This is a genomic window from Salinivibrio sp. SS2 (assembly GCF_001722075.1).
Lineage (GTDB): Bacteria > Pseudomonadota > Gammaproteobacteria > Enterobacterales > Vibrionaceae > Salinivibrio > Salinivibrio proteolyticus.
Genome location: NZ_MEBP01000064.1, coordinates 74,788 through 101,684, shown reverse-complemented (window position 1 = coordinate 101,684; position 26,897 = coordinate 74,788). Strand labels below are relative to the sequence as shown.

Genomic DNA, 26,897 nt, shown 5'->3' with positions numbered 1-26,897 from the left:
TGCTGAGGTTTTCTTTCAGCAGGGCAACCTCCTCTCCCACCTATAATCTATTCCCAACTTAAAATCGTCCAATTGGGCTGATCGGCTTGGGCGCGTAACTGCGAACAAGGGTTGACCAAGTAAACATAATCAGCGTACAAGCATAAAGGCAAATCGTTGATCGAATCGGTGAAAAAGTGAATCGCTGAATAGTCGGTTGACTGAGCATTTAGCCATGCCTCTAAACGTGCCACCTTCCCTTCTCGATAGCTTGGTACGCCAGCAATGGTAGCGGTATAACGATTGTGCGCTGTCACTAAATCAATCCCCAAGGCGTCAGGGATCCCAAGGTGGCGCCCCACCGCCTCGACAAGAAACGTAACGCTGGCTGAAATAATCACCCTATCGATGCCATCACGGTCTAACTGCGCCAGCAATGTTTTCGACTCGGCAAACTGCTTAGGTAAAATTTTGGTGTGCAAACACTCTTCTACCAACGCATGGACCTGTTCGACGGATAAGTCGGTCAGGGGCGCCATCGCAAATTGAAGGTAGCTCGCCATGTCGAGCTTTCCTTGCGTATAAAGCTGCATTAAACGCTGATCTTCCTTTAAAAAATCGGATTGCGTCACCACGCCTTTTTCTACCAAAAACGCGTTAAACAACATGGCACAGTCACCATTAATCAAGGTATCGTCCATATCAAAAACGTACAAAGGTGACGACATAGCTAAGGCCTCACGGGTTGGAGTTCATTAAGGTTAAAAAGCAGCTCGAGCTGACTACCGTTCGCCAACAAACGCTCAGATGAGCGATTGAGTAGATCCACGGTGAGGTGGCAGTCATCGACCGCCACTTGGTAGCGAATCACATTACCAAGCAGTTGATGGTTATGGATCCGACCGACACGTGGCGCAGAAATATGTGAGCCATATTGGCGTCCCGGCTCTTTGATATAAATGGACTCAGGGCGAATCGCCACTTTCCACTCGGTATCCAGATTAAACAGCTGTTTCGCTTTCTTGGCCTCTACCAAGTTGTAATGGCCCATAAACCCGGCAACAAACTCATTGGCCGGCTGGGTATAAATGGCTTCCGGCGTGCCCGCTTGTACGATTTCACCTTTGTCCATCAAGAAAATACGATCTGACATGATCATCGCTTCTTCTTGGTCATGGGTAACAAAGATCGTGGTCAAATCCATCTCTTTTTGAATGTCACGGATTTGCTGGCGAAGGTGTTTGCGAATTTTGGCATCCAGTGCCGAGAGTGGCTCATCTAGCAATAAAATTCGCGGTTTCACGACCAAAGCGCGAGCAAGGGCAACACGTTGACGCTGTCCGCCAGATAATTGGTGTGGATAGTGTTTTTCCTTCCCCGTCAGATCAACCAGCGCAATAACCTTAGCCACTTCACGTTGGATGTCAGCCGTCCCCCATCGCTTCATTTTCAATCCAAAAGCAATATTGGCTTCAACCGTCATATTGGGGAACAAGGCGTATGACTGAAACACCATGCCAATCCCTCGCTGCTGAGGCGTTTGGTGAGTAATATTTTCACCATTTACCCATATCTCACCATCATCAACGGGGTTCAAGCCAGCCAGGCTGCGTAGCAAGGTTGATTTACCGCAACCACTCGGCCCCAACAAAGTAATAAATTCGCCTTGCTCAATCGTGAACTCAATGTCTTCAAAGACAGTGTTATCACCAAAGCGTTTCGTCAGGTTATTGGCACGAACGTAACTCATTATTTCACCCCTCGGCTAAAACGACTTGCGAGCCAAGTCAGTAAGAAAATAAACAGGAAATAGGTCATGACCAAGGCGGAAGTAAAGTGACCACTGGTTTGACGCATATTGTAGAGATAGATTTGCAGTGTCTCGTAACGGGTTCCCACCAAGATATTGGCAAAAACAAACTCGCCGAGTAGAAACGAAAACGACAAGAACAGCGACGCCATGAGGCCTTTTTTCACATTCGGTAGTACGATCAGTAAAAAGGCTTGGCGGGTACTCGCGCCGAGTAAATGAGCGGCATCCATCAGATCATGCAGGTGAATTGCCTCGAAGCTATTGGCAATCGCACGGTACATAAAGGGCAACGCAATAGTGAAGTAGGTGCCAATCAAAATCCAAGGGGTGCCAATCAGTGCAATCTCGCTGTCGGCATAAAGCTGAAGTAACCCCACCGAAGACACCACAGGTGGCACGGCAAAGGGAAGCAAGATCAGCATATTCATTAGCTTATCGAGGGATGGAAAGTAGTAAAACACGACAAAAATTGCCGGTAAGATCAACACCACACTGAGCGTCAACGCGGCGATACAAATAAACAGCGAGCGACCAAATGCTTCTAAAAAACGCGGATCGGTAACCAGCTTTAGGTACCAATCCAACGTAAATCCATCGGGTAACACTGTGGCGCCCCAACGCGATGAGAATGAATAGATTAAGGTCGCTAAGATCGGGACTAGCATCACGCCAACAATGCCGTAAACCACGGTTTTGTGGTATCGGTTATTCATCGTATCCATCGCTATTTTCTCCCCTTTTTGCCCGCGTAGCTTTTCGCAATAAGCCATTGGTTAACGACGGTGATAAACGCCAGTAACACCATCAGAATGACAGAAATCGCCGCTGCCAGATTGGGCTCAAGGAATAAATCGCCCGATACCAAACTGGCAATGCGCACGGTGACAAGGTTGTAATTACCCGACGTTAGCGCATAAACACTGGCATAAGCGCCGATAGCATTGGCAATGAGGATAATAAAGGTGCCAAATAACGCGGGAGAGAGAACAGGCAAGGCCACTCGCGCCCAGTATTGTGATGTACGAGCCCCCAACAGGGCAGCGGCGGCTTGCCAGTCATCACTCAACGCATCAAACGCGGGATAGAGAAGCAACACCGCAAGTGGAATTTGAAAATAAATATAGATCGCCAACAATCCCCACTTGCCGTAAAGGTCAAACTCGCCCAGTACACCGTATTGCTTGAGGAGCAAGGTAATGGCGCCATTGGTACCCAAAATAATGATAAAGGCAAACGCCAATGGCACGCCGGCAAAGTTGCTGCTCATATTGGTAAAGGCAATCACGCCATCACGAAGTTTAGAATCGACACGACGTAGCGAAGACACCAACAAAGTTGCGATGGCCAACCCCACCACACTCGACCAAAACGCCAGCCACAAGCTATTACTAAACGCCTGAAGCATAAACGCAGAGTCGATGATTTCGACATAGTTATCGACGCTTAATGTGTCGTCGTAAATAAAGCTATTAACGAACACCCAGACCATGGGCGCAATCTGAAACAGATAGAAAAAGCAGCCAAAAGGAACTAACCACAGCGCGGGTTTCCAACGTTTAAGTCGAGTCACCCAAGCGAGCTTGGTTTTGGTCGGTGTATGGGTGTGCGTGGGAGTAAGAGAACTGTCCATCATGCTAACAATTCCTGAGTAAAAGGTTTGGGGTGGTCGAGCTGCAATAGCTGACACACAGTGCCGCACAGTTCGGTTTGTTTAACCTGGCAGGCTTGATGGCTAAAACGCTCACCGATAACAAACAAAGGCACATCGCGCTCTTCTGCCAACGTACCACCGTGCGACCTATCATTATTCATCCCATGATCGCTGGTGATCAGCACTTGATAACCGTCGGCTACCCAAGCTTCGATGTAATTCGCGAGCAAACTATCAATATGCCGCGCACCATTGCGATATTGCTGAGAATCCAAGCCGTGTTTGTGCCCGAGATCATCCATATTCATGGGGTGGATGAGCAAAAAATCGGGCTCGAAAGTACGACGTAAATACTCTGCGTCCAACAACAAGGCTTCATCTGGGTAATGATCCCAATGGTAGAAACAGCCATGCTGAATATTGAGTGATGTGTCATGCGTAAAGCGATCTCTAACCGGCTCAAAAGGCGCACGATTATAGAGCTCGCTGATCCAATGATAGGCCGCAGCCGCGGTTACCTTGCCTTGTGCGCTCGCCAAGCTAAAAACTGAATCATGCTTGGATAAACGCACAATCGTATTGTTGACGATGCCGCTTTCTATCGGGCGGATCCCGGTTAAGATGCACTCATACAAAGGGCGAGACATGGATGGCAATTCACTTTGCAGCTGATAAAGCGTGGTGCGCAGCGCTGATTGGGAATGAGGTTGTTCTACAAGACCGTTCAGATAGCCCATGCAATCACGGGCTACCTGATAATTCAGTCCGTCAAGAACAACAAGGATCACCTTATTATTCATACTAACCGACTTCTATTGCTGGTGGATAAGTACACTTTCTTGCCATTGACGAGGTAGACGGCGCGCTGACTTTTCCCATGCCGAGAAGTTCGTCACTGGGCGCACATTGCTGTATTGGTCATTGGCGATCAGTTTGTCTTGGATCGACTGAGGTAAGGTGACATTGGTACGAATCGGACGAGCATATCCCTCGGCAAGATTAATTTGCCCTTGGTCACTAAAAATGTACTCACGCGCCAACTTCGCCGCGTTGGGGTTTTTCGCGTATTTGTTGATAATGGTGGTGTAACCAGAAATCACGGAGCCATCTTGAGGAATATTTACTGTGAAACGCTCACGATCAATTTTGTCGCGGTAATTCAGCGCATTGAAGTCCCACATAATAGCCACTTCAATTTCACCTTTTTCAAGGTTCGCAATGCTTGGGTTGGTGAACGATAAGCGTCCCTGCTTGGCCAGTTTTGCAAAGAAATCGATCGCTGGCTTTAGGTTGGATTCATCACCGCCATTGGCAAATGAAGCCGCTAAGACAGCATTGTTTGCCTGAGACGCAACGCCCACATCCCCGACCGTAACCTTGTAGTCCCCTTCAAGTAGGTCCTGCCACGATGTTGGCGCATCTTTTACCAAGTTATTGTTGGCGATAAACGCGATCGTGCCGGTATAAGCCAACGCCCAGTGGCCGTCTTTGTCTTTTGCCCAGTCAGGAATATCATCCCAAGTACTCGGCTTATAGGGCTGGGTGACGCCCTTTTTCACCGCAACACGCGCAAATGCAAAGCCGACGTCACCAATATCCGCGGTGGCATTTTTCTTCTCAGCTTCAAATTTGGCAATTTCTTGTGCCGAGCTCATGTCAGTGTCTTGGTGGATTAACCCATAATTTGCCTTCAAATCCGCCCACGTGTCTTTCCAATTCGCCCAACTGTCGGGCATACCCACGCTATAAACAGCCCCCTCTTGCTGGGCAGCCTTGGTCAAAGATTCCAGGTTGGTCTCTTTAGCCACCGCAGGAAACGCCAGTGTGGCGGCGATCAGTGCTGCTGGCACCATACGCTTCGCCGGTAAAGCAACGGAACGACTTAGCAAAGTTTTCATTGTCTCTATCCTTCTGGACTAGGTCAGTAAGTTCGTTTTGCATGCTAGGGCGCAAATATGACGATTAGGCATCAATAGATTGACATTTCTGCTTACATTTCATGTCACTTTTATTGCAGGCATCCTGTGTCCAAGCGACTGATAGCTGTCATATTTCTGTTAACTCTGTGACTTATCTTGCGGGGATACTCTTTACTGGACTAGATCACTAATGAGCGTGACGACAACTCGCCAATACGGTACGCAGCTGACATACATCAAGCAGAATCTGCGAGAGCAAATCCAAGCAGGTGTGATACATCAAGGACAGAAACTCCCTTCAGAACGCGAACTCAGTGAGCTCTACGGTACCACGCGTATTACGGTTAAAGACGCCTTGGTTTCACTGGAGACTGAAGGGCTGATTTATCGCGAAGAACGTCGAGGTTGGTATGTGTCCCCCGAACGAATTGGCTATAACCCTCTATCTCGGACCCACTTCCACCAAATGATCCGCGAACAAGATCGCACCGCGGATACTCGATTAATCAGAGTGCGCAACGAAGTCGCATCCGGCGAGTACGCTCGTGCGTTGGACGCAGGCCCTATGTTGCCCATTCATATCATTGAGCGGTTACGTTATATCGATGGTCGAGCGGTACTGTTTGTCGAGAATGTGCTGAAAGCCGCTTTGTTTGAAGGTATCTTAACTGAGGATTTAACCCAGTCACTGACAGGGATTTACCGAGACAAATATCACTACGAAACGAAACGCTCGCGGTTTGAAGTCATCCCCACCTCAGCCCCCGCTCACGTTGCCAAAGCATTGAACCTTGCCAATGGGCAACCCATCCTCAAAATATGCCGAATCAACTACAAGCAAGATGGTGAGTTGATGGATTGCGAATTTGAATATTGGCGACCCGACGCAGTGGTGATCCGTATCGACAGTGTCGACCCCGCTGTTCGATAGTCGACCTTATCGGTTCTAGAGCGATGTAACGAGAATAAAACCATCCTACTGACATAAACTCAGTAAGTTGCGTAAACTATGAGACGTGGCGATCGGGTTGCGGGTCGCCTTCGTATCGACTGGCATCGACGCTAAAGGAATCACCGTGTTATGCGCTTACTCGCTCCCCTTCTGATTGTTCTATCGATAAGCTTGCTGACTGCCTGTGAACCAGCCGATCCGGCTAAAGCCATGATGGCCGACTACCAACAACGCCTCGGAAATGTGTTGGATGCAGATCCCTCTCCCCTTAACCTACCGGCGCTACCCTCTTTGCCTCGTAAACGGGAGCTGGTACAACCCATCGCCGATCTCCGTTTAGGGTTACTCGATGCTTATGAACTGCGCCAATGCGGGCTGTTTAATTTAATTGCCGAGCGTAATTCCTCACTGGGAAAAGTCGCCGATCGCTTTCGTCAGCTTGATTACGAACTCAGTTTTATCCGTGTCGCTAAGCAATGCCTGCCAAAGGTGAAAGATGACAGCATCCGAACCGCGCTCAATGACGCCATCGTAAGCAAAACCCAGCAACTTCCCATCGTTATCTGGAATACGGTGATTGATAGCAGCGCCTGGCAAGCTCAGTGGTCATTGCCGATTCACACGTTGCCGGTTGAACTTCCCGCGCATAGCAATGCGGTCAGCGCGATGACACAATTCGGCCGCTTGGTTCAACAGCCATCGTCGACTCATGAAAGCATTCTTGAGTGGCAAGAAAGTATTGAAAAACAACCGATTTTAGGCGCATTATTCGTCAGCCTGACAGCACATACGGATTGGCTTAATCAAACCAGCCAGTTGATTGCCGACAATCAATCCAAAGTACTGTGTGGTGAAAATTTTGATACTACCCGCCTCGAGCGATTAAAAACCGTGTTTTACAAATATTATGTGGGTGAAGTACAACCTTATTTGGCGCGCGTAGACGGCTTGTATCGTGATGTATCGCCAACATTAAACCAACTTGCCTCCCTAGAAACGCCTCCGCCTTTTTCTGCGTATAAATCCGCCTATTGGCAAGGCGAGGCATACACGGCGTATAAACAGGCCATTCGTCATCATGCCGATGTATGGCAACAGCTGTTCCAACGCTGTAACGTGACCTTAGGCGGGTAAGTGTCCGCCTGTCACGTCGCGATCATAAAGAAAAATGGTGAAAAACCATCAATTTGACCACCAAATCGCCAAACAGACGTCAATGTGTAAAAAAGTGCGCTCAAGCGCTTGCGTGACACAGATGAACTCGCTACTATTCATCCCGCTTTCAAGCACTGTGCGTCCGTAGCTCAGCTGGTTAGAGTATCGCCTTGACATGGCGGGGGTCGGTGGTTCGAGTCCACTCGGACGCACCACTTTGCTTGAAACGACAAATTATGCGTCTGTAACTCAGTTGGTTAGAGTGTCACCTTGACATGGTGGAAGTCGGTGGTTCGAGTCCACTCAGACGCACCACATTTTGAAATTCGCGTCCGTAGCTCAGTTGGTTAGAGTACCGCCTTGACATGGCGGGGGTCGGCAGTTCGAGTCTGCCCGGACGCACCATTTCCAGAGAGCCTGCTTTTTAGCAGGTTTTTTTGTTTTCCGCGAATACCGCTACCTGTTCTTTAAAGCAAGATAGGCTCACGCCACATCAGTAAACAACACCATCAATACCATGAAATTAAAACGAGGCAGGCACAAGCACCCGCCCCATTGATTCATGCTTGTTCGTTTTACGCTACGGCGCTATCCGCTGCTAACACAAACTTTTCAATCGCTTTGGCCACACCGTGCTCATCATTGCTCTCGGTAATGTAATCCGCGATTTGCTTGGTTGCTTCCATGGCATTCGCCATCGCAATGCCAAGGCCCGCGTATTCCAACATCGCGTGATCGTTTTCAGCATCGCCCATGCAAATCACTTCATCGGGTTGAATACCTAGATGCGCTGCAATGGCGGCCACCCCCGCCCCTTTATTGCTCGTAGGATTTAAAAACTCGAGGAAGAAAGGCGCACTTTGCACGACCGTAAATTCCTCGCGTAGCGCGGATGGTAACGCACTGATTACTTCGTTTAACTTGCTTGGCTCTGCCACCATCAACACTTTGATAATCGGATGATCATCGCTTAGGGTCTCGAAATCCATCACGGTAATATCTAGGCCGTTGATCTTGCCTTCAATTTCGGTATACGGATTCTGTGCTGGTGTAATTAAACCGTGCTCAGTACTAAACGCGTGCACGTAGGCACCCAATGCTTCAGCATGTCGAGCCAGCGCTTTCGCGGCTTTGCCGTCTAGCCCTTTTTGCAAGATCACCTCATCGGTCCCCACGTTTTTCACCATCGAGCCGTTGTAATACAGCACAAAGTCTTTATCCGACCCGATTCCCAGTTCGTCTAGCTTAGGCTGCATGCCCTCAAGCGGACGGCCAGACGCTAATACCACAGTCACGCCTTTCTCACGCGCGCGGGCAATGGCTTGCTTATTCTCAGCAGATATTGCTTTCTCGCTGTTTAACAAGGTGCCGTCCATATCTAGGGCGATTAATTTGTACATCGTTTACTCACTTCAACATCAACATAAAATCAGAAATTGTCCCAGAACCGCAAACTAAACGCCGTGCCTACAACAACATATCGTCTTCAATCGCGATAAAGCGATCGACACTGTTCACCAAGGAATTAGCCGTTAGGGAAGGCACACCAAGCACTACCGCTTCAGTGTGATAGCGCAAGCGGATTTTGTTCATCAGCAAATCAAAATCTCCGTCGCCGGATAACAGCACCACGGTATCAACCTCGGGTGCGGTTTCCATCACATCAATGGCAATACCCACATCCCAATCGCCTTTGGTACTGCCATCGGCGCGTTGAATATAAGGTTTAAGCTTGACGGTAAAGCCAATGTGGCGAAGGGCATCTTGAAATTTGATTTGCTGATCGTCATCGCGGCGAATGGCGTAGGCATACGCGGTTACCACCTTCCCCATATCATTGAGGGTTTGCCACAACTGGCGATAATTAAACTGACGCCCGTAGGCTTGGCGTGTGGTGTAGTAGATATTTTGAACGTCGACAAAAACCGCGATTTTTTTCAAGTCAGGCTCACAGTCGGTGGGAGAATTGAAGTCAGAGAGGATACCACATCACGCAACCGTGAAGACAATGTCAGCGTGGCCGCATCTAGCACAAACAAAAAAGCCGCTGATAACAGCGGCTCTCGCGAGGTATATAAACGATCACTGACATTTAGCTATTTGCTCTGCTTTTGTGAGCATGTCTTGCTGCTCTTTGATCGTTTCTTTCACTATCTTATCAAAAAACTTTCGCTTTTCTCTCGACGATGAGTGACGCACGAAGTCAGAGAAAGCGGTAGATTTTACCTTATTACGCTTGTTCTGCATGGCTTCCTCCTCTCGTTATACCGACGATACGTTCAAGCGACTCTCGATTGTACTTTTTGCGCAATAGTGCGTCAATGTCACTGACGTTAAAGTGTGGTCTCTTGTTATCGCCATCGACGTTTTTCTCAATAAAAGTGATATCAATCTGATCCCTAAATAGTTTCTTTAGTTCACTCACCACACGTTGTGACTCTAGGAACTGATTTATGAAGACTTCACTAGGGACACGACGGCCTTCAACGCTTTCTCTCGCTTTCACTAACCGCCAAGCTTGCACTGGCTCTTGATATACAAAAACAATCATGACAAAGCGGCCTTTTTTCAAAGATCGCTCAATATTATCTTTCGCTTTTTCGAAATTGGACAGCGTTGAATCAAGAATAAAGCTGACTCTTCGCTTCAAAGCGCGATCATGAATCGCCTCTACCAAGATTGTAGCTGGACGCTGAAACAAGGGCGAATTATAACCTTGATAATCTTCAAACTCCTTTCTTAACTCATCGTTCTCTATGTGCACCAATGTCAGATCGTGTTCATTCTTGAAAGCACGAACCATCGCTCTAGCCGCTTCCGTTTTACCTGCGCCTGGCGACCCTGCCATAAATACAGAAGCCGCTTCCTCCTCCTCGGGCAAATGATCAACAAGCTTTCTGGCAATCACTTTTTTCATTGCTTTTGCTTGCTTTATAGCTTTATCCGTAGTTTGTTGATCATCCATTGATTTCACCTTTAAACGAGCAACGTCATCTAACCCTAGCACTCTGCTCGAACGCTAAGTCATTAACTTAACCCAACAATATTACCCTCATCATCAAGGTCAAGGTTCATAAACGCTGGTTTTTCCGGTAGACCGGGCATGGTCATCACGTTGCCACATAAGGCATAGACAAATCCGGCACCCGCGCACAATTTCAACTCGCGGATCGGTACATCAAAGCCTTTGGGAGCGCCTTTTATAGCACCATCGGTTGAAATAGACAGTGGCGTTTTCGCCAAACAGACTGCCAAGCCGTCATATCCTTGCGCTTTAAATTGTTGCAGTTGCTGTTTCGCGGTCTCACTTAACGTCACGCTTCCCGCACCATAACCAACTTCCGCAACCGCCATTAGTTTTTCTTCCAAGCTTTGCTGGGCACGATACAAGGGCGAGAATGATGCATTGGTTTCACATTGCGCGACCACTTGTTCCGCCAGTTCACGCGTACCCTCGCCACCTTGGGCAAAGCCATCACTGATCGCTACCCGCACCTTGTTGGGCAGTGCTTCAATCATCGCCTTGAGTGTCGCAAGCTCCGCATCACTGTCTTGTGGAAAGCGATTAATCGCCACCACCGCCGGCGCACCATATTGCGTCACATTATTGATATGCCATTTGAGGTTTTCGCACCCTGCGACTAATGCCTCGTTATCATCCGCAAAGAGCGCGTCGGGCATAGGCTGACCAGGCTGTAAATTGTAGTGACCCGAGTTGGCTTTTAAGCCACGCAATGTCGCCACAATCACTGCACAGTCTGGCGCTTTACCGGATGCTTGCGCTTTAATGTTGCAGGCTTTTTCAAACCCCATGTCCGAGCCAAAGCCACCTTCGGTGACGGTATAATCACCTAGCTTAAGCGCAATGTTATCGGCGATAATCGACGAATTGCCATGGGCAATATTGGCAAACGGACCGGCGTGAATCAGTGTCGGCACACCTTCTAGGGTTTGCATCAAGGTGGGTTCAATCGCTTCTTTCATACTGACCGCCATCGCGCCGGCCACTTGCAAATCTTCGGTGGTGATCGGCTCACCGGTATGGCTATAAGCCAGCACTATGCGGCCGATGCGCTGACGCAGATCGCGAAGATCGCTCGCCAACGCCAGAATCGCCATTAGCTCAGAGGCGGCCGAGATATCAAATCCGCCCTCACGCTCGTAGCCGTTGATGGTTTTGCCCGGTTCGTTTTTACCCACAGTTACCATACGCAAGGCGCGATCGTTGTGATCCATCACCCGCTTCCATACCACACGACTTGGGTCGATTTTTAACGCTTTTAAGCCACTACGCGCCTCAAAATCGTCATAGCCTCGACGTTGCTCGTGATAGATTCGCGCATCAATAGCCGCAGCAGCCAAGTTGTGCGCCGCGGTCACCGCGTGAATATCTCCCGTCAGGTGGAGGTTGAGCTCCTCCATCGGAGCCACTTGCGAATAACCACCGCCAGCTGCGCCACCTTTCACACCAAATACGGGCCCCATCGAAGGCTGACGAATACACGCCGTCACAGAATGATTCAGCTTCGCTAAGCCTTGCGCCAAACCAATGGTGGTGACGGTTTTGCCCTCACCCAAGGGCGTGGGAGTGATGGCGGTGACCAGGACTAACTTTCCCGTTCGCTTGGGGGCAAGACGCTTTAAGCAATCGAGAGAGATTTTGGCTTTATAGCTACCTTGCGTTTTAAACTCTGAGTCAAGGAGGCCAGCTTGCTTGGCAATGGTAGATATGGGGGCGAGTGTGGTGTTACGACAGATCTCGACATCAGGCAGCATGAAACCCTCTCAATAGCGCACAATATGTTCAAAGCAAACGTTTGCGTGAGCATAATACCGCTAAAATACCTATTGTAAAGCGAAAGGACACTTGCCGTAAGTGTCCTTTAACGTTTTTATCATGCCTTGCGCGTACGCTTTCGCGTGGGAGCGAATCAAGAGAGATTTAGGCGACTTTAAACTGCCCGACCAAGGTATCGAGATCTTGGCCAAGCGAGCTCAGCTCTTCCGCCGCGTGTGACGATGCCTCACTGGAGGTCAACAAGCTAGCGACAATGTCGCGAATCGATACCAGATTGCGATGAATATCTTCTGTGACCGTGGTTTGCTCTGACGCCGCGCTAGCAATTTGAGAGGTCATATCGTTTACTTGCGAGAAAGCCGCACTCACCGAGGTGATTCGTTCGCCAATTTGCGCTGAAATCGTTGCCATGCTTTGGCACTCTTGATCACTGTCGGCAATGGTTTTGACGGCACTATCTACATGCACATGAAGACCATCAAGCATGTCACGGATCTCATGAGTGCTGGTTTGGGTACGACTGGCCAAGGTGCGCACTTCATCGGCCACCACCGCAAAGCCTCTGCCCTGCTCGCCCGCACGGGCGGCTTCAATCGCTGCATTTAGCGCCAGCAGATTGGTTTGTTCCGCAATTTCACCAATCACAGACAGTACCGAGGTAATTTTATCTGACTGGGCTTTAAGCTGATCCACTTGCTGACTCGACTCGCTCATTTTTGCCACCAACCGCTCAACCGACGCGATAGATTCATGCACTTGGGTTTGCGCGTTTTGCGCATCTTGGGTGGCAGACGTAGCGGCATCAGCAACCTGCGTGGTGTTTTGTGCTACTTCCTGCGCAGCAGAGCTCATCTCTGTCACCGCGGTTACCACTTGCTCGGTTTCGTTATCATGAGTTTGTAAGTGCTGGGCTACCGTCGCGGTCTGCCGCGCCATATCACTGGCAGTGCTATTCACTTGTGCGGTGACCTGAGCGACCCGTTGAATAGTTTGCTGCAGTTTGTCCACAAAGCGATTAAACGCATGACCAAGTTGGGCAATTTCATCATGGCCGTGCACATGCAAGCGCTGAGTGAGATCGCCCTCGCCACTGGCAATATCATTAAGCTTATCGAGCATATTTTTCACTGGTTCACCAATGCGCTGCGCAAACCAGCTCACTAGCAACACTGTGATAATCACCGTGCCCAAACCAAGCAAGGTTAAACGCCAGATCTGAGCATCCAATGCTTGCTCTGCTTCACTGCGATAAGCGGCTACCTCTCGCTCGATATCATCGATATAGGCACCGGTACCAAGCAACCATCGACCATTATTGATCATCACCGCATAGCCAATTTTCTCAATCAGCTGGTCAGCGCCGGGCTTATCAAACATAAAATTGAAAAAGCCATCGCCTTGCTGTGCGGCCTCAAGCAGGCCTTGAATAACCTTGTTGCCTTTCGGATCGGTAAAATCAATCAGGTTTTTCCCTTCAAGGGCTGGTTTAACAGGGTGAAACACATTAATCCCCTGTTTGTTGTAGATAAAAAAGTAACCCGCTTCGCCAAATTTCACATCAGTAAGCGCCGTTTTCAGCGCCGCTAGACGTGCCTCACTGGTACCGGGATTGATGCGTTCTACAATGTTCTCGGCCACCTGAGTCACTTCTTCGAGTTGTTTTTTACGCTCGTTGACTAATTTTTCCCGAAACGTGGCAATGTTCTCTTCTATTAATGTCCGCTCGTTATGTGCCGTGATCGCACTCAAAATCAATATCGAGGCAATTAGCGGCACAATGGCAAGCAGCAGTATTTTTGTTTTAAACATCAGCTTCATTAGCATTTACCCTACAGACTAATTTTGTAAGCAAATGCTACTACTTAGCTAGACAGGATAAAACATAACCAGCTGTTTTCTATGAACTAAGCGACACTCAATTAGCGAAGCTGTGATACTGGTTGAAGTGTCATGTAACTGGTAGGAACCGTGTCATATCGTGGCGTGGATTTGACTCGTTCCCATGCGGGAACGAGCAAGACTAGTATTATTTAGACCATATTACTCTGTATCTGGGGAATTTCTTTCGTTGCGGAGCTTTAATCCAGCGCTTACTCGCCCACCGATCAAATTCTTTATGGCTCATACAGTGATATGGGCCGGTAGAAATGCAAGAGCGCTTTACCAACAGTCTATATTTTCGATTAACGCGATAACTTAGCCAGTCCTTGTTCGTCTGAATAACCTTTGGGTGCATGCCTGGCGAGATCTTGTGATCCAATATTTTTACCACCACCTCTTCAGCTTGATGGAGAAGTCGAGAAGAGGTTTTAGGCATAATGATTTGAACGCTAACACCATCACTTACAATTTCCTTTGTCATGCTCCCCTCCTTACTGATAACGTTGCGAAAATTTCTCGGCATCAAATCCGGTTTCCGCTAATGCAACGTCAACAGGCGTGGTAAGCAATGAACGGCTTTTAAAGTAACCTTGCCCATCATTCCCATTTTGGAAAAATGCACCATCAGGACTGAGCATAAGGTACGAATTGGTCATTGAGTCGTTATCTTCAACCGACATGCAATGAGACACGGAACGATGTCGATCAACAAACGCCTGAAATTGTTGGTCCGTGATGGCTTGAACTGAATCAAACACAGGTAATACCCGCAGTACCTTCCATTTATGGGGCTGAATGCGTGCCATTAAAGTGGTGAAATCTTCTTCAATATTAAACGTATTGACGACGGTATTAACTTTGAGTTCGGTGTGAGGTGAGTAGTGTTTTACTTGGGTAAAAATTGAGTCTAGTCGGTGGAAAGATAACGCATGACCCGCAGCTGTCTTGCGACCAATAATCTGCTGTCGCTCGAGGTCGCAAGCATCATAACTAATCCCCAGTAATTGGAGCTTGTGGCTATGCGCCTCAATAAATTGGTCTGTAATTAAATGGCCGTTCGTAATAATAGATGTATCAAAGCCTAACTCGATGGCATAATCCAATGCGTCAATAAAGCGTTGCTTTAAAAGCAAAGGCTCTCCACCTGCAAAATTTAATCTAACACGTTGATACTTCAACTCTTTCTTAATAGGATTTGGTGAAAAGAAGTACTGCGCTAGCTTGAAAAGCAGCGACCGCATATCGTCTATATTTCGGTGGATCTCATTAGGCTTTGCCCATTTTGCATAGCAGTAATGGCAGTCGTAATTGCACTTCTCAGTAATGTGGTAATTGATAACGAGTTGATTTGCTTTGTTCATAACACTACTCCTTCTGGGTGACAGAAGTAGTGTTGATTTGTGCAGTGCACAAAAAAGCTTTTTTTTACTCGGGTAAACTGTTTAGCAATGACGTAAAGCGCAGAGCCTCTTGATACTCTTGATTCACCCGACTCACCAGCGCAGCTAAACCGTGATCACGGTCCATCAAGGCACTATCGACTTGCTCGGCAAGTTGTGCCGCTTTTGTCAGATCTTGCTCGAACCAGTGAAAGAGAATTTGCTCTTTCAATGACAGTGACAACCGCTGTTCTCTAAGCAATTGATAGAGCAGCCCTGTGTTATGCATCGCCATATCCGCATTGGGTAAGCGCTGATCGGGGAAGGGACTCGTTAAACGCTGTTCTCGCAATTTGAACCCACCATTTTGCATCTCACCGATAAACTGCTGCGCCGCCTGTGTTAAATGTGCAGTCGACTGAACAGATTGCGCGTTGAGCAAGATCTCTTCGCATAAGGTGGCGCTTTCGGTACGAGCGGAGGAATCATCAAATACTTTTTTGACGAATTTGGTGTCACTAAAAAAAGCATCTAACACCAGTGCGTTAAACAAGCAGTCTTGCCCTTGTGAGGTCAAATACGTTTTTCCACGCTTGTTTATGCTTGCGTCACTAAACTCTTCTTTTCGCACCCACTCAGGCGTAGGCGGGATGACTTGGTTGCGCACGTAGCTGTTCGCTTTTAAGCGAAGGAGCTGGCTTCCTTCAACACCGAATAGACTTTTCACTGCTTCATTGGTATTCATTAACGACATACAGCATGCTCCAACAACCGCGTTTCAGAATAGGCATCATCAAGCGTCACAGAGGCGATTATCTCTGCGGCTCTATACACAGACTGTGTGCCATAACTGGTACACATATTGTCGGCATTCATGAGTGCTCCTAAGCAATATCCTGCACGAAAGCTTTCTTCCTTCGAAGTGGTGAGAAAGGCACCAAAATAGGGAGCATCTTTCTTGTCATAGATTTCGATATATTCTTGACAAGCGGAGATCAAAAAATCAGCACTGCCTGCTTTAGCATCCGAATGTATTAACGCGTAGCTGGGCTTAGCAACGCATAAAAGGCATAATACTAAATACCAAACGACTCTCATTCTGCAACTCCTTCGCGGTTGATTTCGCTCGTTTGGTATTTAGTTCTAGCAAGCGTGTTGATTCGATAATAGCTATAAAGGAAGGTAACTGCCATCGACAGATAAGACAATAAATCAACCAAAGGTAATCTAGCGTAGCGTTCCCAGTTAAAATGAAAGTATTGCTTATTTACTACAAACACAGCAATCACTAGTAAAAGCACACAAGCCTGATGCACCCACGGCGTGATAATTTTTCTTACGATTGGTACATCTATCTGCCAGCAACGCTTTATGTAATGATAAAAAAATACCACTAAGAAAACTAAAAACAGTGTCTCGATTAGATCGATCTCTGTGAAAGAAAAGACGTATTCAAAAACCTCGAAAGGTGTCAACGCATAGGCGAATAGGCCTAATAAAAATAGCGTTAAGAGCCAAGCCCATTTCAAAAAGAATGCAATGCCGAACAGCAATCTGCCGATGATACTTGTGTTTTTCTTAACCATATTAATAAACATTCCTGTTTTTTATGCCTTCTTTCGTACCTGTGCGGAAACGAGAAATCAGCCGGCTTCGTACACAATAGCGACTGTATTGTTCGAGGCATCTTTTATGTTGCGGCTAAGTGTATATGTAGGCAATTTCCTACACCAGTTGTTAGATCACACTACAAATCGGATGATGGTATATTGAACAACCCGGGAACCTTATACCTTACTGGGTGGAAGCGTAAGAACAAACAATGTTGGAATGGCCAACCAACCCCCCCAACCAAACCATTCCTCGGTTTATACCGTACACTTATTGGCTGATAAGGAGACGGTGATGAAAAGTAGCAAGGTTCCTCATGGGCGGTATTCTCGGTTAGGAGCGCTGGCTTCCCTAGCGGGGCGTGTGGCGTCGAATGTGGCGTGGGAAGGTGCGAAGCAGTTTGCACAAGGCAATCGGCCGAGCCGTAAAGATTTGGTGATGTCGCCGGCTAATATTGCTCATGTAGCGGATAAACTGGCGGATTTGCGCGGCGCGGCAATGAAGGTCGGTCAGTTACTGTCAATGGATGCGGGAGATTTGATCCCACCCGAGCTCAGTGATTTATTGGCTCGATTACGCAATCATGCCACGCCTATGCCATCAACCCAACTTAACCAAGTACTCACCGAGCAGTGGGGGCCCGAATGGAAGCAAGATTTTACCCACTTTCGTTTTTCGCCCATCGCGTCAGCGTCGATAGGTCAAGTGCACGAAGCCTATACTGATGCTGGTGACAAAGTGGCGGTGAAGGTTCAGTACCCGCGGATTAAAGACAGCATCGATAGCGATGTTGATAATGTGATTACCTTATTGCGCTTGAGTGGCCTGATCCCCAAAGACGCGAATTACCAAGCTTTACTCGATGAAGCGAAGCAACAGCTGCATGATGAAGCCGATTATCGTAAAGAAGCGAAGGCCATGATGCGCTTTAACGAGCGGCTGAATGCCCATACGGATTTAGTGGTGCCCAATATCCATTCAACCTTAACCACAGATCGCGTGTTGACCATGGATTTTATGGCGGGTGAACCGATTGAAACCCTAACAAAAGCCGAGCCTGCCGTGCGTCACCGCGCGGTGAGTCAACTCTTTACCCTACTCTTTGAAGAGGTGTTTGTGTTTGGGGAAGTCCAAACAGATCCTAACTTCGCCAATTATTTATACCAACCAGAAAGTGGCCGTATCGTCTTGCTCGATTTTGGTGCCACCCGTCAGTACACCTCACGATTTACTGAGGGCTATCGCAAGTTGTTCTTAGCTGCCATTGAAAAAGATAACCCCGGCATTGACGCAGCGCTGACCCAGATTGGCTTTTTTGCCGAGGCGATCTTACCGGAGCAAAAAGCCAGTGTGCTTGAGCTTGTGAACACCGCCTGTGAGCCAATAGCGACGGACGCGCCCTTTAATTTTGGTCAAGCCGATTTAGCCACCCGTTTACGCAACCGTGGGATGGCGCTGAGTATGGAGCAAGGCTATTGGCATACGCCGCCGGCGGATGCGCTATTTTTGCATCGTAAAATTGCGGGGCTGTATTTGCTGGCTGCCAAATTGGATGTCACCTTAAATGTGCGAGCCTTATTGATGCCTTACCTCACGGCAGAACGCGTAAAAACAGCGTAACCGTGAAGCCAAATTAACCATTGTCTCGCAGCGCTTCACAATAGGCGACTAAGTCTTCGGCCACCCAATGAGAGGCCACACTGCGTGCGGTGATAGCGGCATCTATCCGGCCCGTTTTGACGACCTCAAACCAGTGGGTCAGCATGGCTTCAAACCCTTTGCTGGCCTGCATGCCCGTCCAATCAGGTAGAGCCAATTGCGCGACTTGATTGTCTTGCATGCGCTCACCACGCGTAAATCCATCAAAGAAGTAACACTCGTTACGGTAGGCTGCGGCAATAGTTTCCTTGGTGGCGCCATATTGGCGATTCATACTGGCTTCAAATAAGCTATTGTCGCGATGCCAACGAATATCTAAACGCGCAAGCAGTCCTTCATCAAACTGGGCAAACACATCCAAATCATCAATGTTCATGTCACCGTGCAGGTTAATACTGTCAAGCGGGTGAATAAAGTCATCGAAAATGAATCGACGGGGCGCATCTGGCAGTGCATGACGATGCTTTTCCCACCGCAACGATAACAGGGGCGAGCCGAGTTCATCTTCTGGGCGCTGGCCGTTTAAATGGGCGTTTAACAACGGCAAATAACGGCGATTAAATCCTGCAAACAAAGGCGTATTATGCTTTTCAGCAAGGTTAAAGAGAGCTTCAACATCCGCCCCCGATTGGGCCACCGGTTTGTCGACAAACACGGGAATACCTGCGGCTAAGAACGGACGCACCAACGCCGGATGAGCATGAGTGGCAGCATGAATCATCACCCCATCCACGTTCAACGCCAATACTTCTTCAACATTGGCTGCTGTGTGCGCCACCCGATACTGCTGCGCCAATTCCGCTAGTGTATCGGCTTGGCGGCTGCACATAACCCAGTCAAGTTCGGGCCAACTTGCAAGCAGTGGCAGGTATGCTTTTTGGGCGATATCACCCAATCCTATCGAGGCAATTCTCATGTTTTCTCCTTACCGCGCGACTTACGCTGAGACTGGAAGTCGCTAGTAGAAATCAGTAACCTAGCAGCATTCTACAGAGTGTGACGAATTATGAATATTATTATCTCTTGGCTTACCCAAGGCGGGGCTTGGCTAACCCCTTGGTTAAACGAGATCGCCATTGCGGTCACCGCATCTTTATTGGTGGTGTTTGGTAACGACATTAATCGTACCCTGCGTCGTTTACTGACCGGCCACAACTTTTTTGTCCGCACCTTGGTGTTTATTGGCATCAATGCATTTGGCTATGGCGCATTTATTGTGGCAGTCTCCCCTTGGCTCGCCGCGAAAATGCGCGCATGGCCTGATCAATGGCTGATGTGCGCTGTGGTAGGCGTCTTTGTGTTTGTTGGCTATTGGGCGCAACGTCAACGACAGATCTAATCCTAGACCCAATTCGCTGTTTAAAACATCGGCATCCATACTTACTGATCAATCTGGATGTCGATTCTCGGCGTATTGGCGAGAAAAAGGAGATCAACATGCAACGCGGACTGATGTGGTTTCGCCACGACCTTCGAATTCATGACAACCCTGCTCTCGCCAATCTTGCTTCGAGCTGTGACGAGATCACCTGTGTGTTCGTCATTGATCCACGCTGGTCACGCGCCGATCACTTCCAAAGTAAACATCTCGGCCCTCAGCGCGAAGCCTTTTTATGGCAAAGCCTTATCGAACTTCATCGTGCGCTCGACGTCATGGGACAAAAGCTCATTATTAGAACAGGCGCACCTTTGGAAGTGCTCGCCGACCTGTGTACTCAACATCAGATTGATGTTATTGGTGTCACCGATCACCCAGGCCCCTTTGAGCGCCAGCAAATAGATACCCTTGTTAGCCGGTTTCCACAACGTGTGGTGGTGTCTGATGCACATACGCTGTTTAGTCAGCATCAGTTACCCTTTGATTTACCGGATATTCCAGCCACCTTTACGCAATTTAGAAAAGCGGTCGAAAAGCGCGACATTCCGCCACGTCTACCGCTTGCCGTGCCAGAGTCCTTACCGCGTCCTATCGATGGCATAGTTACCGAGCCCGCACCTTTATCGGATCGCCGTATTGCACCATATCAAGGTGGAGAGATTGCTGGCCGCGCGCAACTGAATCATTACTTATGGGATACCCATCGTATTCAGCGCTACAAAGAGACGCGAAATGGTTTGGATGGTTGGGATTTTTCATCCCGTTTATCCGCATGGCTAGCCAATGGTTGTTTGTCTGTGCGTTGGGTCGCTGCAGAGCTGGACCGTTATGAGCGTAATGTGGAAAAAAATGAGTCTACCTATTGGCTCTATTTTGAGCTCCTGTGGCGGGAGTATTTCCAGTGGATGTTGTATCACTACGGAGCGCGCTTTTTCCGTTTTAAAGGCATTGCCGATAAACGTCCGCTCACCACGTTTTACGCCGAAGCCTTTATGGCATGGCGTGAAGGCAACACCGATTTCCCGATCGTCAACGCCGCCATGCGCCAGCTAAAACACACGGGATGGATGTCGAATCGGAGTCGTCAATTAGTCGCGAGCTGCTTGGTACATGAGCTCGGTGTGGACTGGCGTTACGGCGCAGCTTACTTTGAGCAGCAACTGATTGATTTCGATGTCGCCGCTAACTATGGTAATTGGCAACACCTCGCCGGTGTCGGTGCAGACCCGCGCGGCAGTCGTCGGTTTAATCTCGACAAGCAAACTGCACAATACGATCCTGAGGGGACGTTTATTGCTCGCTGGCTCGCCGATGAGGTTCCGTCACATTAGCGTTAGGGTTCAACTTGTGCGGCTTGGTCGGAAGCAGGCTGGTAGCTGTCGATAATGGCGATCACTTTATCGCTCACCCGACGAGAAAAAAGCAATGCAATGTGGGTGAGCGGAAAGATATCATGACTGCTCATGCCTTCGATTTTAGTTTCTTCGACCAGCACAGTACCGTCGCAAACTTGGTTCTTTATCAGCAGCGATGCTGGGCCCCACGGGCAATTTCCAGCAATACTGTGCAAAGGTGGTAATCCCTGCCAGGGCATCACCTCATCGGGCAATAAAATAGATTGGCTCCGTTGGAACAGCCAGCCGCCCCACCCTAAATCATCAAATACTTTGGCCAGTGTTGCGCCTTGATGGGGGGTGCCGAGGGTAATCACCGCGTGCACCGCATCAGCAGGGTTATCTTCTAGTTGCGCACTCTGCTCCAAATAGCGGCGAATAATCAGCCCGCCCATCGAGTGGCCGATTAAAATCGTGGGCTGATGATCAATAAACGCATTGATGCGACGAGCAATTTGCTCAAAGTCCGGATCTAGGGTGTTATAAGAAAGGTTGAGCACCTCATGTCCTTGCTTTTCTAGGCGTTCACTTAGCGGGATCAAAAACACACCGTGCATGTACAGCCCATGAAGTGTCACTATTTTCATCCCATCTCCTTATTAAACCCTTACCGCTCATTATGTTGGTGATAGACGAGGGGTAACATGCCAGATAGTTCGCACGCATTTACCATACCAAGCATAACGTGCTACTGCATGGATTCGTGACCCAAAAAAACGCCTCACGTTGAAAACGCGAGGCGCTTAACAGACTGTTCTTGGCCTATCGGCTTAGAAAATCAAATGTGCGACACCCGCGATCACCGGTAAGGTCACCAAGGTACGCAAGATAAAGATCACAAACAGTTCCCAGATTTTGACTGGAATTTTACTGCCTAGCAGCAAAGCACCAACTTCTGACATGTAAATCAGCTGGGTGACAGACATCGCTGCAATCACAAAGCGAGTCATCTCGTTGTCAATTTCCGCGGCAAGAATGGCAGGGATAAACATATCCGCAAAACCAATCACCATAGTTTCTGATGCTTTGACCGCCTCGGGAATATGCAGTAGCTCAAGCAAAGGAACAAACGGTGCACCCAGTACGTTAAAGATACTGGTGTACTCAGCCACCATCAATGCCGCTGTACCAATCGCCATCACAACAGGGAGTACGCCCAGCACCATATCAACCGCGTTTTGAGCCCCTTCTTTGAGCACGCTGTTCACCGAGCGAATTTTTTCAGCACGGTTAAGCGCGCACTGTAAGCCGTAGCTCAGCGTGGTATGGCCTTCAGGTAACACTTCTTCGTTCGATTGGCGGGTTGAGCCGTCAATCAACTCGTCTTTTTTCCAGCAAAGCGGCGGAAGACGAGGAACGATAATCGCTGCAGCAATCCCCGCCAGACACACTGCTAAATAGAACCAAGTAAACATGTGCATCAAGTCAACTTGGGCGATCACAACCAAGCTAAAGCTAATCGATACCGCAGAGAAGGTGGTGCCGACAACCGCGGCTTCACGCTGTGTGTAAAAACCTTGCTCGTATTGCTTGCTCGTCATCAAGATACCGACACTGCCGTCTCCTAACCACGATGCCGCACAGTCAACCGCCGAGCGGCCAGGCAAGCCAAACAATGGACGCATCACTTTGGTGAAAACGGCGCCTAACATCTCCAACAGGCCAAAACTGGTCAGCAATGGCAACAGCAATCCAGCAAAAATAAACACAGAAAGCAGGATAGGCAGCAAATCATTAAGCACGAACGCGCCAGTGAGCTCACCCATGATAAGTTCAGATCCGTAACCGAAGAAGGTCATGGCAACAAATACACCACCGATCACACGGGTGGCTAGCCAAATCGGTGAAACATTAAATAGGCCGTTGAGAAAACCGTGGCGAGTAATAAAGCGGGGTTTTGTTAGCGTAACAATCAATGAGGTGACCGCACTGAAAACCACCAATGCGGTGACCACAGCAGTTGCCGAGCCACCCAATAAATCAAGAACGCTGCCAGCCATGACCGCAATGGGAATGGTGACACCATCGCCGAAGTTTACCGGCGTCATAAAGAGGAGTAAGCCAAGAAGCGATGGGATGGCGAACATCAGAATATTTCTCATCGAAGGCACCGTCGTCGAGAGAGAGTCAGTTTTTTGCATACGTCTGAATCCTGAATTTTTATTTGTATCACCGTGACAAAACGACGAATTGTCGATTAATTATTCACTCACAGTGACTATCTGCAATCGAGATTACCGAATCATGCATGCGATGTAAATGTTTATTTAGTCATAAATACTGAATAAATACATCTATAGAGCACAACTACTACGGCTCAATTGCGTTTTATAGTTCATCAAACCTTCATTTGTGAAAAGTTTGTTACACTATTTTATTGACCAAGATCAGATTCCGTTAGCGACTTGTAGGGCATAAGGTGGGCCAGCTCACAGATTATCGTAACCACGTTTTTGGATAACGAGCTGATATACGCTGCGTATTGGTCCTGCTAACCGATTTTAAAGTCAATACGCGCATATTCTTTGATCAACCAGTCACCAAAGTCATTGAGGAGCATCATAACAGCACGTTTTTTTACAGGTTTGCGATCTAGCAGGATAAAAAGTCGCTCAATTGCTTGTTGTTTAGCAGGATAATGCTTAATAAACAACTCTGCACAGTCAGGTAGCGATTCCGTCCACGTCCCTTCTTTATGCAATACCAAACCAAACGCACCACGAATTAAGGTATCGGCAATGCACTGTGCTGCAGTCAGTTGCGTGTTCCATGTCGTGCCCGCTTGTATTTTATGCTTGGCACGTGCGAGTTTACCGCTCAAATCGGGATTCATCGCTTTCGCCACTTCCCAACTCGCCTCGAAATGGCCAAAACTCTCGGAAAGATCTTGGCCATACAGGCACATTGCACGATGTTTAAAAAAGAAGCCCCAGTGAAAGATTTCGGCCAAATCACGGACTTGTGACACTGTCACTGTGTCGATATGACAGCCATCGATGACTTTGCTATGACTGGTTTTAATTCGCCACAACAAGGTATTCATGGCACTGGATTGGTCAAGCGTTAGTGGTTGGTGGCATACCACGGTTAAATGCAGGACAGACTCCCCTACTGTCGCACGGCGCCAGACAATATCGCCGCTCACGTAGACACTGTGGAGCCGTTTACCGATCAAAGCACGAAGCTGTTTGATCGCTTTGACCATGACAGGGATAAATTCAGATTGTAGCGGCGAGCGCCGATCCGGCTCTGGTAAATAAGCCGTTTGAGATTGCAACTGAGTCACGACTTTCACACAAGGTTGAATGCGTGCGCTATTGTTGGTCATCTGCATGGACAAATCAACGCTCTACCACCGAATCTCACCCTGTATCAACGCGCTTGCTTAAATTGAGTACAGGCGTTTGCGTAAAGTTAAGCATAATCCTTGCCAGCTGTCGCGTTGGATAATTGACGGGCTGAGAATTCGTAACCACCGTGGTATAGTCCGAGCACGCCCAGAACGAATAGAGAGCACCCAATGACGCAATCAGCGCTAATGAGCTTGGATGAGATCCTCGAAACCGCCTTTGAGATCTTCGCGGAGATGGCACCAGATAACTTGGAGTATGACGATTTGGCGGCATACGAATCCCATTTTGAGGAAAACGGCGGCGCCATCGTGGTTGAAGTCGGCAGCGATTGGCCTGAGCATGTCGGGCCTGACATCAACCTCGCCCACTGTGCGGAAGTACAAATTGGGATGGCAAAAGAAGGCGCCTTGGCCGATGTGTTTGTGCGTATGCTACTCAGCCGTGATCCGGAAAAAAAATTCTGTCACTTACTATGGAAACGCAGCCCCACACAACTGCACTGATGGCAGACCTCACGTCGATGATTGACGTGACAGCTCGCCTTTATCGACCGCTATGGTCAGGATGAGAAATTAAAAACGGCAGCCCATGCTGCCGTTTGCATTTGTATCCTTAGTGGACTGGTGCCGAGGTGGGATCGTCCCCGTGTTGGTCCGCACGATAACTCATCATTAAGCCAATGCTCGCGAGTATGCCGAGAGCAAGCATCATTGAGCCCAGAGAAAGCTGACTCGCGACACCTAATCGACTGGCCGCTAGCGTCACAAGACCCGCAAGCAGGTTTTGAGCGCCCCCCAAGATAGCACCGGCTGTGCCCGCATGATAAGGAAATGGGCTCAGTGCCCCCGTGCTGGCCGCTGGGAATAACACGCCTGCACCGGCAAAATACACACAACCGCCACCAATTAAGCTATACACAGAAATCTCGCCCATTAGTCCTGATACAACAAGGATCCCTGCTCCCATTAATGCCATTACGCTACCCAGCGTCAATGTCGCGTAGTAGCCTATGGTATCGGCAAAGCGGCTAGATAGGCCCGAGCCCACTAAATAGGCAGGCAGTGGCGCGACAAAAAGGACACTGATCAGCGTCGGTGATAATTGTAATCCATCAGACATAATCACCCCAGCGGCCGCTTCAAAGACCGACACGCCCGAGAAGACCGTAATCAAACACAATAGGTAACCTCGAAAACGCCGCGAGCTCATGACATGGCGGTAACGACCGATAAAATTACCGGGCTGACGAGCCTCTTGCGGTAACGTTTCGGTAAAACGCAGCGCCATCACTGCATAGACCACGATCGCTAACAGCAGCAAGAAAAAGTAACTCGCCCGCCAGTTCAACACCTCGGTAAGGTATCCTCCTAATAAAGGGGCCATTAATGGTGAGAAGATAAGCCCCATACTCACTAAACTGTTGGCACGGTGCAACTTCGCGCCAGAGAAACAATCTCTGGTTAAGGTTCTCGCCATGGCACCACCACAGCCAATCCCAGCGCCTTGCACCACACTACCCACTAAAAACCACGTATAGGAATGCGCCAACAGCGTGATCCCTGTCCCGACCAAGAATAAGGCAAGCCCGGCCAAAATAACGGGCTTACGTCCAATGCGGTCGGAGATGGGGCCATAAATAAACTGAGACAGCCCGTACGGGATCAAGTAGCACGCCATCACCGCCTGCAATAGCGCCGGTGATACCGAGAAATCTGCGGCCATCGCTGCAATCGATGGAACATACATGGTTTGAGTCATTTGACCCACCGCAGCCAGCATTACAATGAGCAGCAACAACTTACCCATAGGCATTGCCGAAGACATTCCTACACTCCTAAAAATGAATTATGCGAAATAATGATTTGATAAGTGGATGTTGCAAAGTTTTACGCTAGTCACACGAAAAAACATAACAACCAAAGACAGCGCGATAATAGGCCTGAGCAGTGAGGAAAGCAATGGGTGTTTAGTCGCC

At 48.6% G+C, this 26,897-nt stretch carries 27 protein-coding genes and 3 tRNA genes; 9 read left to right on the top strand and 21 right to left on the bottom strand.

The features are described from left to right. Positions 1 to 47: 47 nt before the first annotated feature. Genes BGK46_RS05855 through BGK46_RS05830 form a run of 6 tightly spaced genes read right to left on the bottom strand, consistent with a single transcriptional unit; the run spans position 48 to position 5,341 of the window. Positions 48 to 707 carry an HAD family hydrolase gene (locus BGK46_RS05855; protein ID WP_069587626.1) on the bottom strand — a complete coding sequence of 220 codons (660 nt, stop codon included), beginning with the start codon at positions 705 to 707 and terminating at the stop codon, positions 48 to 50. 2 nt (positions 708 to 709) lie between these two features. Further along, complete coding sequence (locus BGK46_RS05850) at positions 710 to 1,729, bottom strand: ABC transporter ATP-binding protein (protein ID WP_069587625.1); 1,020 nt, start codon at positions 1,727 to 1,729, stop codon at positions 710 to 712. Beyond that, positions 1,729 to 2,514 (bottom strand): ABC transporter permease, encoded by a 786-nt coding sequence (locus tag BGK46_RS05845; protein WP_069587624.1) that lies wholly within the window; start codon positions 2,512 to 2,514, stop codon positions 1,729 to 1,731. The genes BGK46_RS05850 and BGK46_RS05845 overlap by 1 nt, the downstream gene beginning before the upstream one ends. Positions 2,515 to 2,516: 2 nt before the next feature. Next, on the bottom strand, positions 2,517 to 3,425 hold the full coding sequence (locus tag BGK46_RS05840) for an ABC transporter permease (RefSeq protein WP_077640339.1): 909 nt from the start codon (positions 3,423 to 3,425) through the stop codon (positions 2,517 to 2,519). Next, on the bottom strand, positions 3,422 to 4,243 hold the full coding sequence (locus BGK46_RS05835; RefSeq protein WP_069587623.1) for an alkaline phosphatase family protein: 822 nt from the start codon (positions 4,241 to 4,243) through the stop codon (positions 3,422 to 3,424). Before BGK46_RS05835 ends, BGK46_RS05840 begins: the two co-directional genes overlap by 4 nt. Before the next feature lie 12 nt (positions 4,244 to 4,255). Next, positions 4,256 to 5,341 (bottom strand): ABC transporter substrate-binding protein, encoded by a 1,086-nt coding sequence (locus tag BGK46_RS05830; RefSeq protein ID WP_069587622.1) that lies wholly within the window; start codon positions 5,339 to 5,341, stop codon positions 4,256 to 4,258. Between the two features lie 211 nt (positions 5,342 to 5,552). Between BGK46_RS05830 and BGK46_RS05825 the strand changes: the two genes are divergently transcribed. The 5 genes from BGK46_RS05825 to BGK46_RS05805 all read left to right on the top strand — a co-directional run bounded on the left by BGK46_RS05825 (position 5,553) and on the right by BGK46_RS05805 (position 7,874). Continuing rightward, the gene (locus BGK46_RS05825; protein WP_069587621.1) at positions 5,553 to 6,293 is read left to right on the top strand and encodes a UTRA domain-containing protein; all 741 of its coding nucleotides are present in this window, start codon (positions 5,553 to 5,555) and stop codon (positions 6,291 to 6,293) included. Between the two features lie 150 nt (positions 6,294 to 6,443). Next, complete coding sequence (locus tag BGK46_RS05820) at positions 6,444 to 7,448, top strand: DUF3080 domain-containing protein (RefSeq protein ID WP_069587620.1); 1,005 nt, start codon at positions 6,444 to 6,446, stop codon at positions 7,446 to 7,448. Between the two features lie 159 nt (positions 7,449 to 7,607). Next, positions 7,608 to 7,684 (top strand) — tRNA-Val (locus tag BGK46_RS05815). Positions 7,685 to 7,707: 23 nt separating this feature from the next. Beyond that, positions 7,708 to 7,784, top strand: a tRNA-Val gene (locus tag BGK46_RS05810). Positions 7,785 to 7,797: 13 nt separating this feature from the next. Further along, positions 7,798 to 7,874, top strand: a tRNA-Val gene (locus tag BGK46_RS05805). A 170-nt stretch (positions 7,875 to 8,044) separates the two neighbouring features. Here the strand turns inward: BGK46_RS05805 and BGK46_RS05800 are convergent. The 10 genes from BGK46_RS05800 to BGK46_RS05755 all read right to left on the bottom strand — a co-directional run bounded on the left by BGK46_RS05800 (position 8,045) and on the right by BGK46_RS05755 (position 17,113). Next, positions 8,045 to 8,869: a Cof-type HAD-IIB family hydrolase gene (locus BGK46_RS05800; protein WP_069587619.1), complete on the bottom strand. Its 825-nt coding sequence runs from the start codon at positions 8,867 to 8,869 to the stop codon at positions 8,045 to 8,047. Positions 8,870 to 8,936: 67 nt separating this feature from the next. Beyond that, a complete protein-coding gene (locus BGK46_RS05795) occupies positions 8,937 to 9,410 on the bottom strand; it encodes an NYN domain-containing protein (protein WP_069587618.1) in 474 nt (157 codons plus the stop codon). 289 nt (positions 9,411 to 9,699) lie between these two features. Continuing rightward, entirely contained in the window at positions 9,700 to 10,434 is a 735-nt protein-coding gene (locus BGK46_RS05790) for a zeta toxin family protein (RefSeq protein WP_069587617.1), read from the bottom strand. Positions 10,435 to 10,496: 62 nt separating this feature from the next. After that, positions 10,497 to 12,245 (bottom strand): formate--tetrahydrofolate ligase, encoded by a 1,749-nt coding sequence (locus tag BGK46_RS05785; protein WP_069587616.1) that lies wholly within the window; start codon positions 12,243 to 12,245, stop codon positions 10,497 to 10,499. Between the two features lie 166 nt (positions 12,246 to 12,411). Next, a complete protein-coding gene (locus BGK46_RS05780) occupies positions 12,412 to 14,085 on the bottom strand; it encodes a methyl-accepting chemotaxis protein (protein WP_217492720.1) in 1,674 nt (557 codons plus the stop codon). A 208-nt stretch (positions 14,086 to 14,293) separates the two neighbouring features. Beyond that, a complete protein-coding gene (locus BGK46_RS05775) occupies positions 14,294 to 14,629 on the bottom strand; it encodes a hypothetical protein (protein ID WP_069587614.1) in 336 nt (111 codons plus the stop codon). Positions 14,630 to 14,639: 10 nt separating this feature from the next. Then, a complete protein-coding gene (locus BGK46_RS05770; protein WP_069587613.1) occupies positions 14,640 to 15,509 on the bottom strand; it encodes a viperin family antiviral radical SAM protein in 870 nt (289 codons plus the stop codon). Between the two features lie 64 nt (positions 15,510 to 15,573). Further along, complete coding sequence (locus BGK46_RS05765) at positions 15,574 to 16,281, bottom strand: hypothetical protein (RefSeq protein ID WP_069587612.1); 708 nt, start codon at positions 16,279 to 16,281, stop codon at positions 15,574 to 15,576. After that, entirely contained in the window at positions 16,272 to 16,625 is a 354-nt protein-coding gene (locus BGK46_RS05760) for a hypothetical protein (protein WP_069587611.1), read from the bottom strand. The genes BGK46_RS05765 and BGK46_RS05760 overlap by 10 nt, the downstream gene beginning before the upstream one ends. Next, on the bottom strand, positions 16,622 to 17,113 hold the full coding sequence (locus tag BGK46_RS05755) for a hypothetical protein (RefSeq protein ID WP_139130737.1): 492 nt from the start codon (positions 17,111 to 17,113) through the stop codon (positions 16,622 to 16,624). Before BGK46_RS05755 ends, BGK46_RS05760 begins: the two co-directional genes overlap by 4 nt. Before the next feature lie 319 nt (positions 17,114 to 17,432). Here BGK46_RS05755 and BGK46_RS05750 point away from each other — a divergent pair, with 319 nt between their 5' ends. Continuing rightward, entirely contained in the window at positions 17,433 to 18,758 is a 1,326-nt protein-coding gene (locus BGK46_RS05750; RefSeq protein WP_069587609.1) for an ABC1 kinase family protein, read from the top strand. A gap of 13 nt (positions 18,759 to 18,771) precedes the next feature. On the opposite strand, the gene BGK46_RS05745 is transcribed toward BGK46_RS05750, so the two are convergent. After that, positions 18,772 to 19,713 (bottom strand): Gfo/Idh/MocA family protein, encoded by a 942-nt coding sequence (locus BGK46_RS05745; protein ID WP_069587608.1) that lies wholly within the window; start codon positions 19,711 to 19,713, stop codon positions 18,772 to 18,774. Positions 19,714 to 19,803: 90 nt separating this feature from the next. On the opposite strand from BGK46_RS05745, the gene BGK46_RS05740 reads away from it, so the two are divergent. Both BGK46_RS05740 and BGK46_RS05735 read left to right on the top strand, forming a co-directional pair. Further along, a complete protein-coding gene (locus BGK46_RS05740) occupies positions 19,804 to 20,136 on the top strand; it encodes a DUF3392 domain-containing protein (RefSeq protein WP_069587607.1) in 333 nt (110 codons plus the stop codon). A gap of 98 nt (positions 20,137 to 20,234) precedes the next feature. Beyond that, positions 20,235 to 21,506 carry a DASH family cryptochrome gene (locus BGK46_RS05735; RefSeq protein ID WP_069587606.1) on the top strand — a complete coding sequence of 424 codons (1,272 nt, stop codon included), beginning with the start codon at positions 20,235 to 20,237 and terminating at the stop codon, positions 21,504 to 21,506. A gap of 2 nt (positions 21,507 to 21,508) precedes the next feature. Here BGK46_RS05735 and BGK46_RS05730 read toward each other — a convergent pair whose 3' ends face one another. From BGK46_RS05730 to BGK46_RS05720, 3 genes are all read right to left on the bottom strand, one after another. After that, the gene (locus BGK46_RS05730) at positions 21,509 to 22,156 is read right to left on the bottom strand and encodes an esterase/lipase family protein (protein WP_069587605.1); all 648 of its coding nucleotides are present in this window, start codon (positions 22,154 to 22,156) and stop codon (positions 21,509 to 21,511) included. Positions 22,157 to 22,339: 183 nt separating this feature from the next. Beyond that, on the bottom strand, positions 22,340 to 23,710 hold the full coding sequence (locus tag BGK46_RS05725; protein WP_235608149.1) for a YjiH family protein: 1,371 nt from the start codon (positions 23,708 to 23,710) through the stop codon (positions 22,340 to 22,342). Positions 23,711 to 24,060: 350 nt separating this feature from the next. Further along, positions 24,061 to 24,903, bottom strand: coding sequence for a hypothetical protein (locus BGK46_RS05720; protein ID WP_084781299.1), 843 nt, complete (start codon positions 24,901 to 24,903; stop codon positions 24,061 to 24,063). A 186-nt stretch (positions 24,904 to 25,089) separates the two neighbouring features. Between BGK46_RS05720 and BGK46_RS05715 the strand changes: the two genes are divergently transcribed. Continuing rightward, complete coding sequence (locus tag BGK46_RS05715) at positions 25,090 to 25,425, top strand: DUF440 family protein (RefSeq protein ID WP_069587604.1); 336 nt, start codon at positions 25,090 to 25,092, stop codon at positions 25,423 to 25,425. A 109-nt stretch (positions 25,426 to 25,534) separates the two neighbouring features. Here BGK46_RS05715 and emrD read toward each other — a convergent pair whose 3' ends face one another. Next, positions 25,535 to 26,746, bottom strand: coding sequence for a multidrug efflux MFS transporter EmrD (gene emrD, locus BGK46_RS05710; protein WP_069587603.1), 1,212 nt, complete (start codon positions 26,744 to 26,746; stop codon positions 25,535 to 25,537). Positions 26,747 to 26,897: the final 151 nt, after the last annotated feature.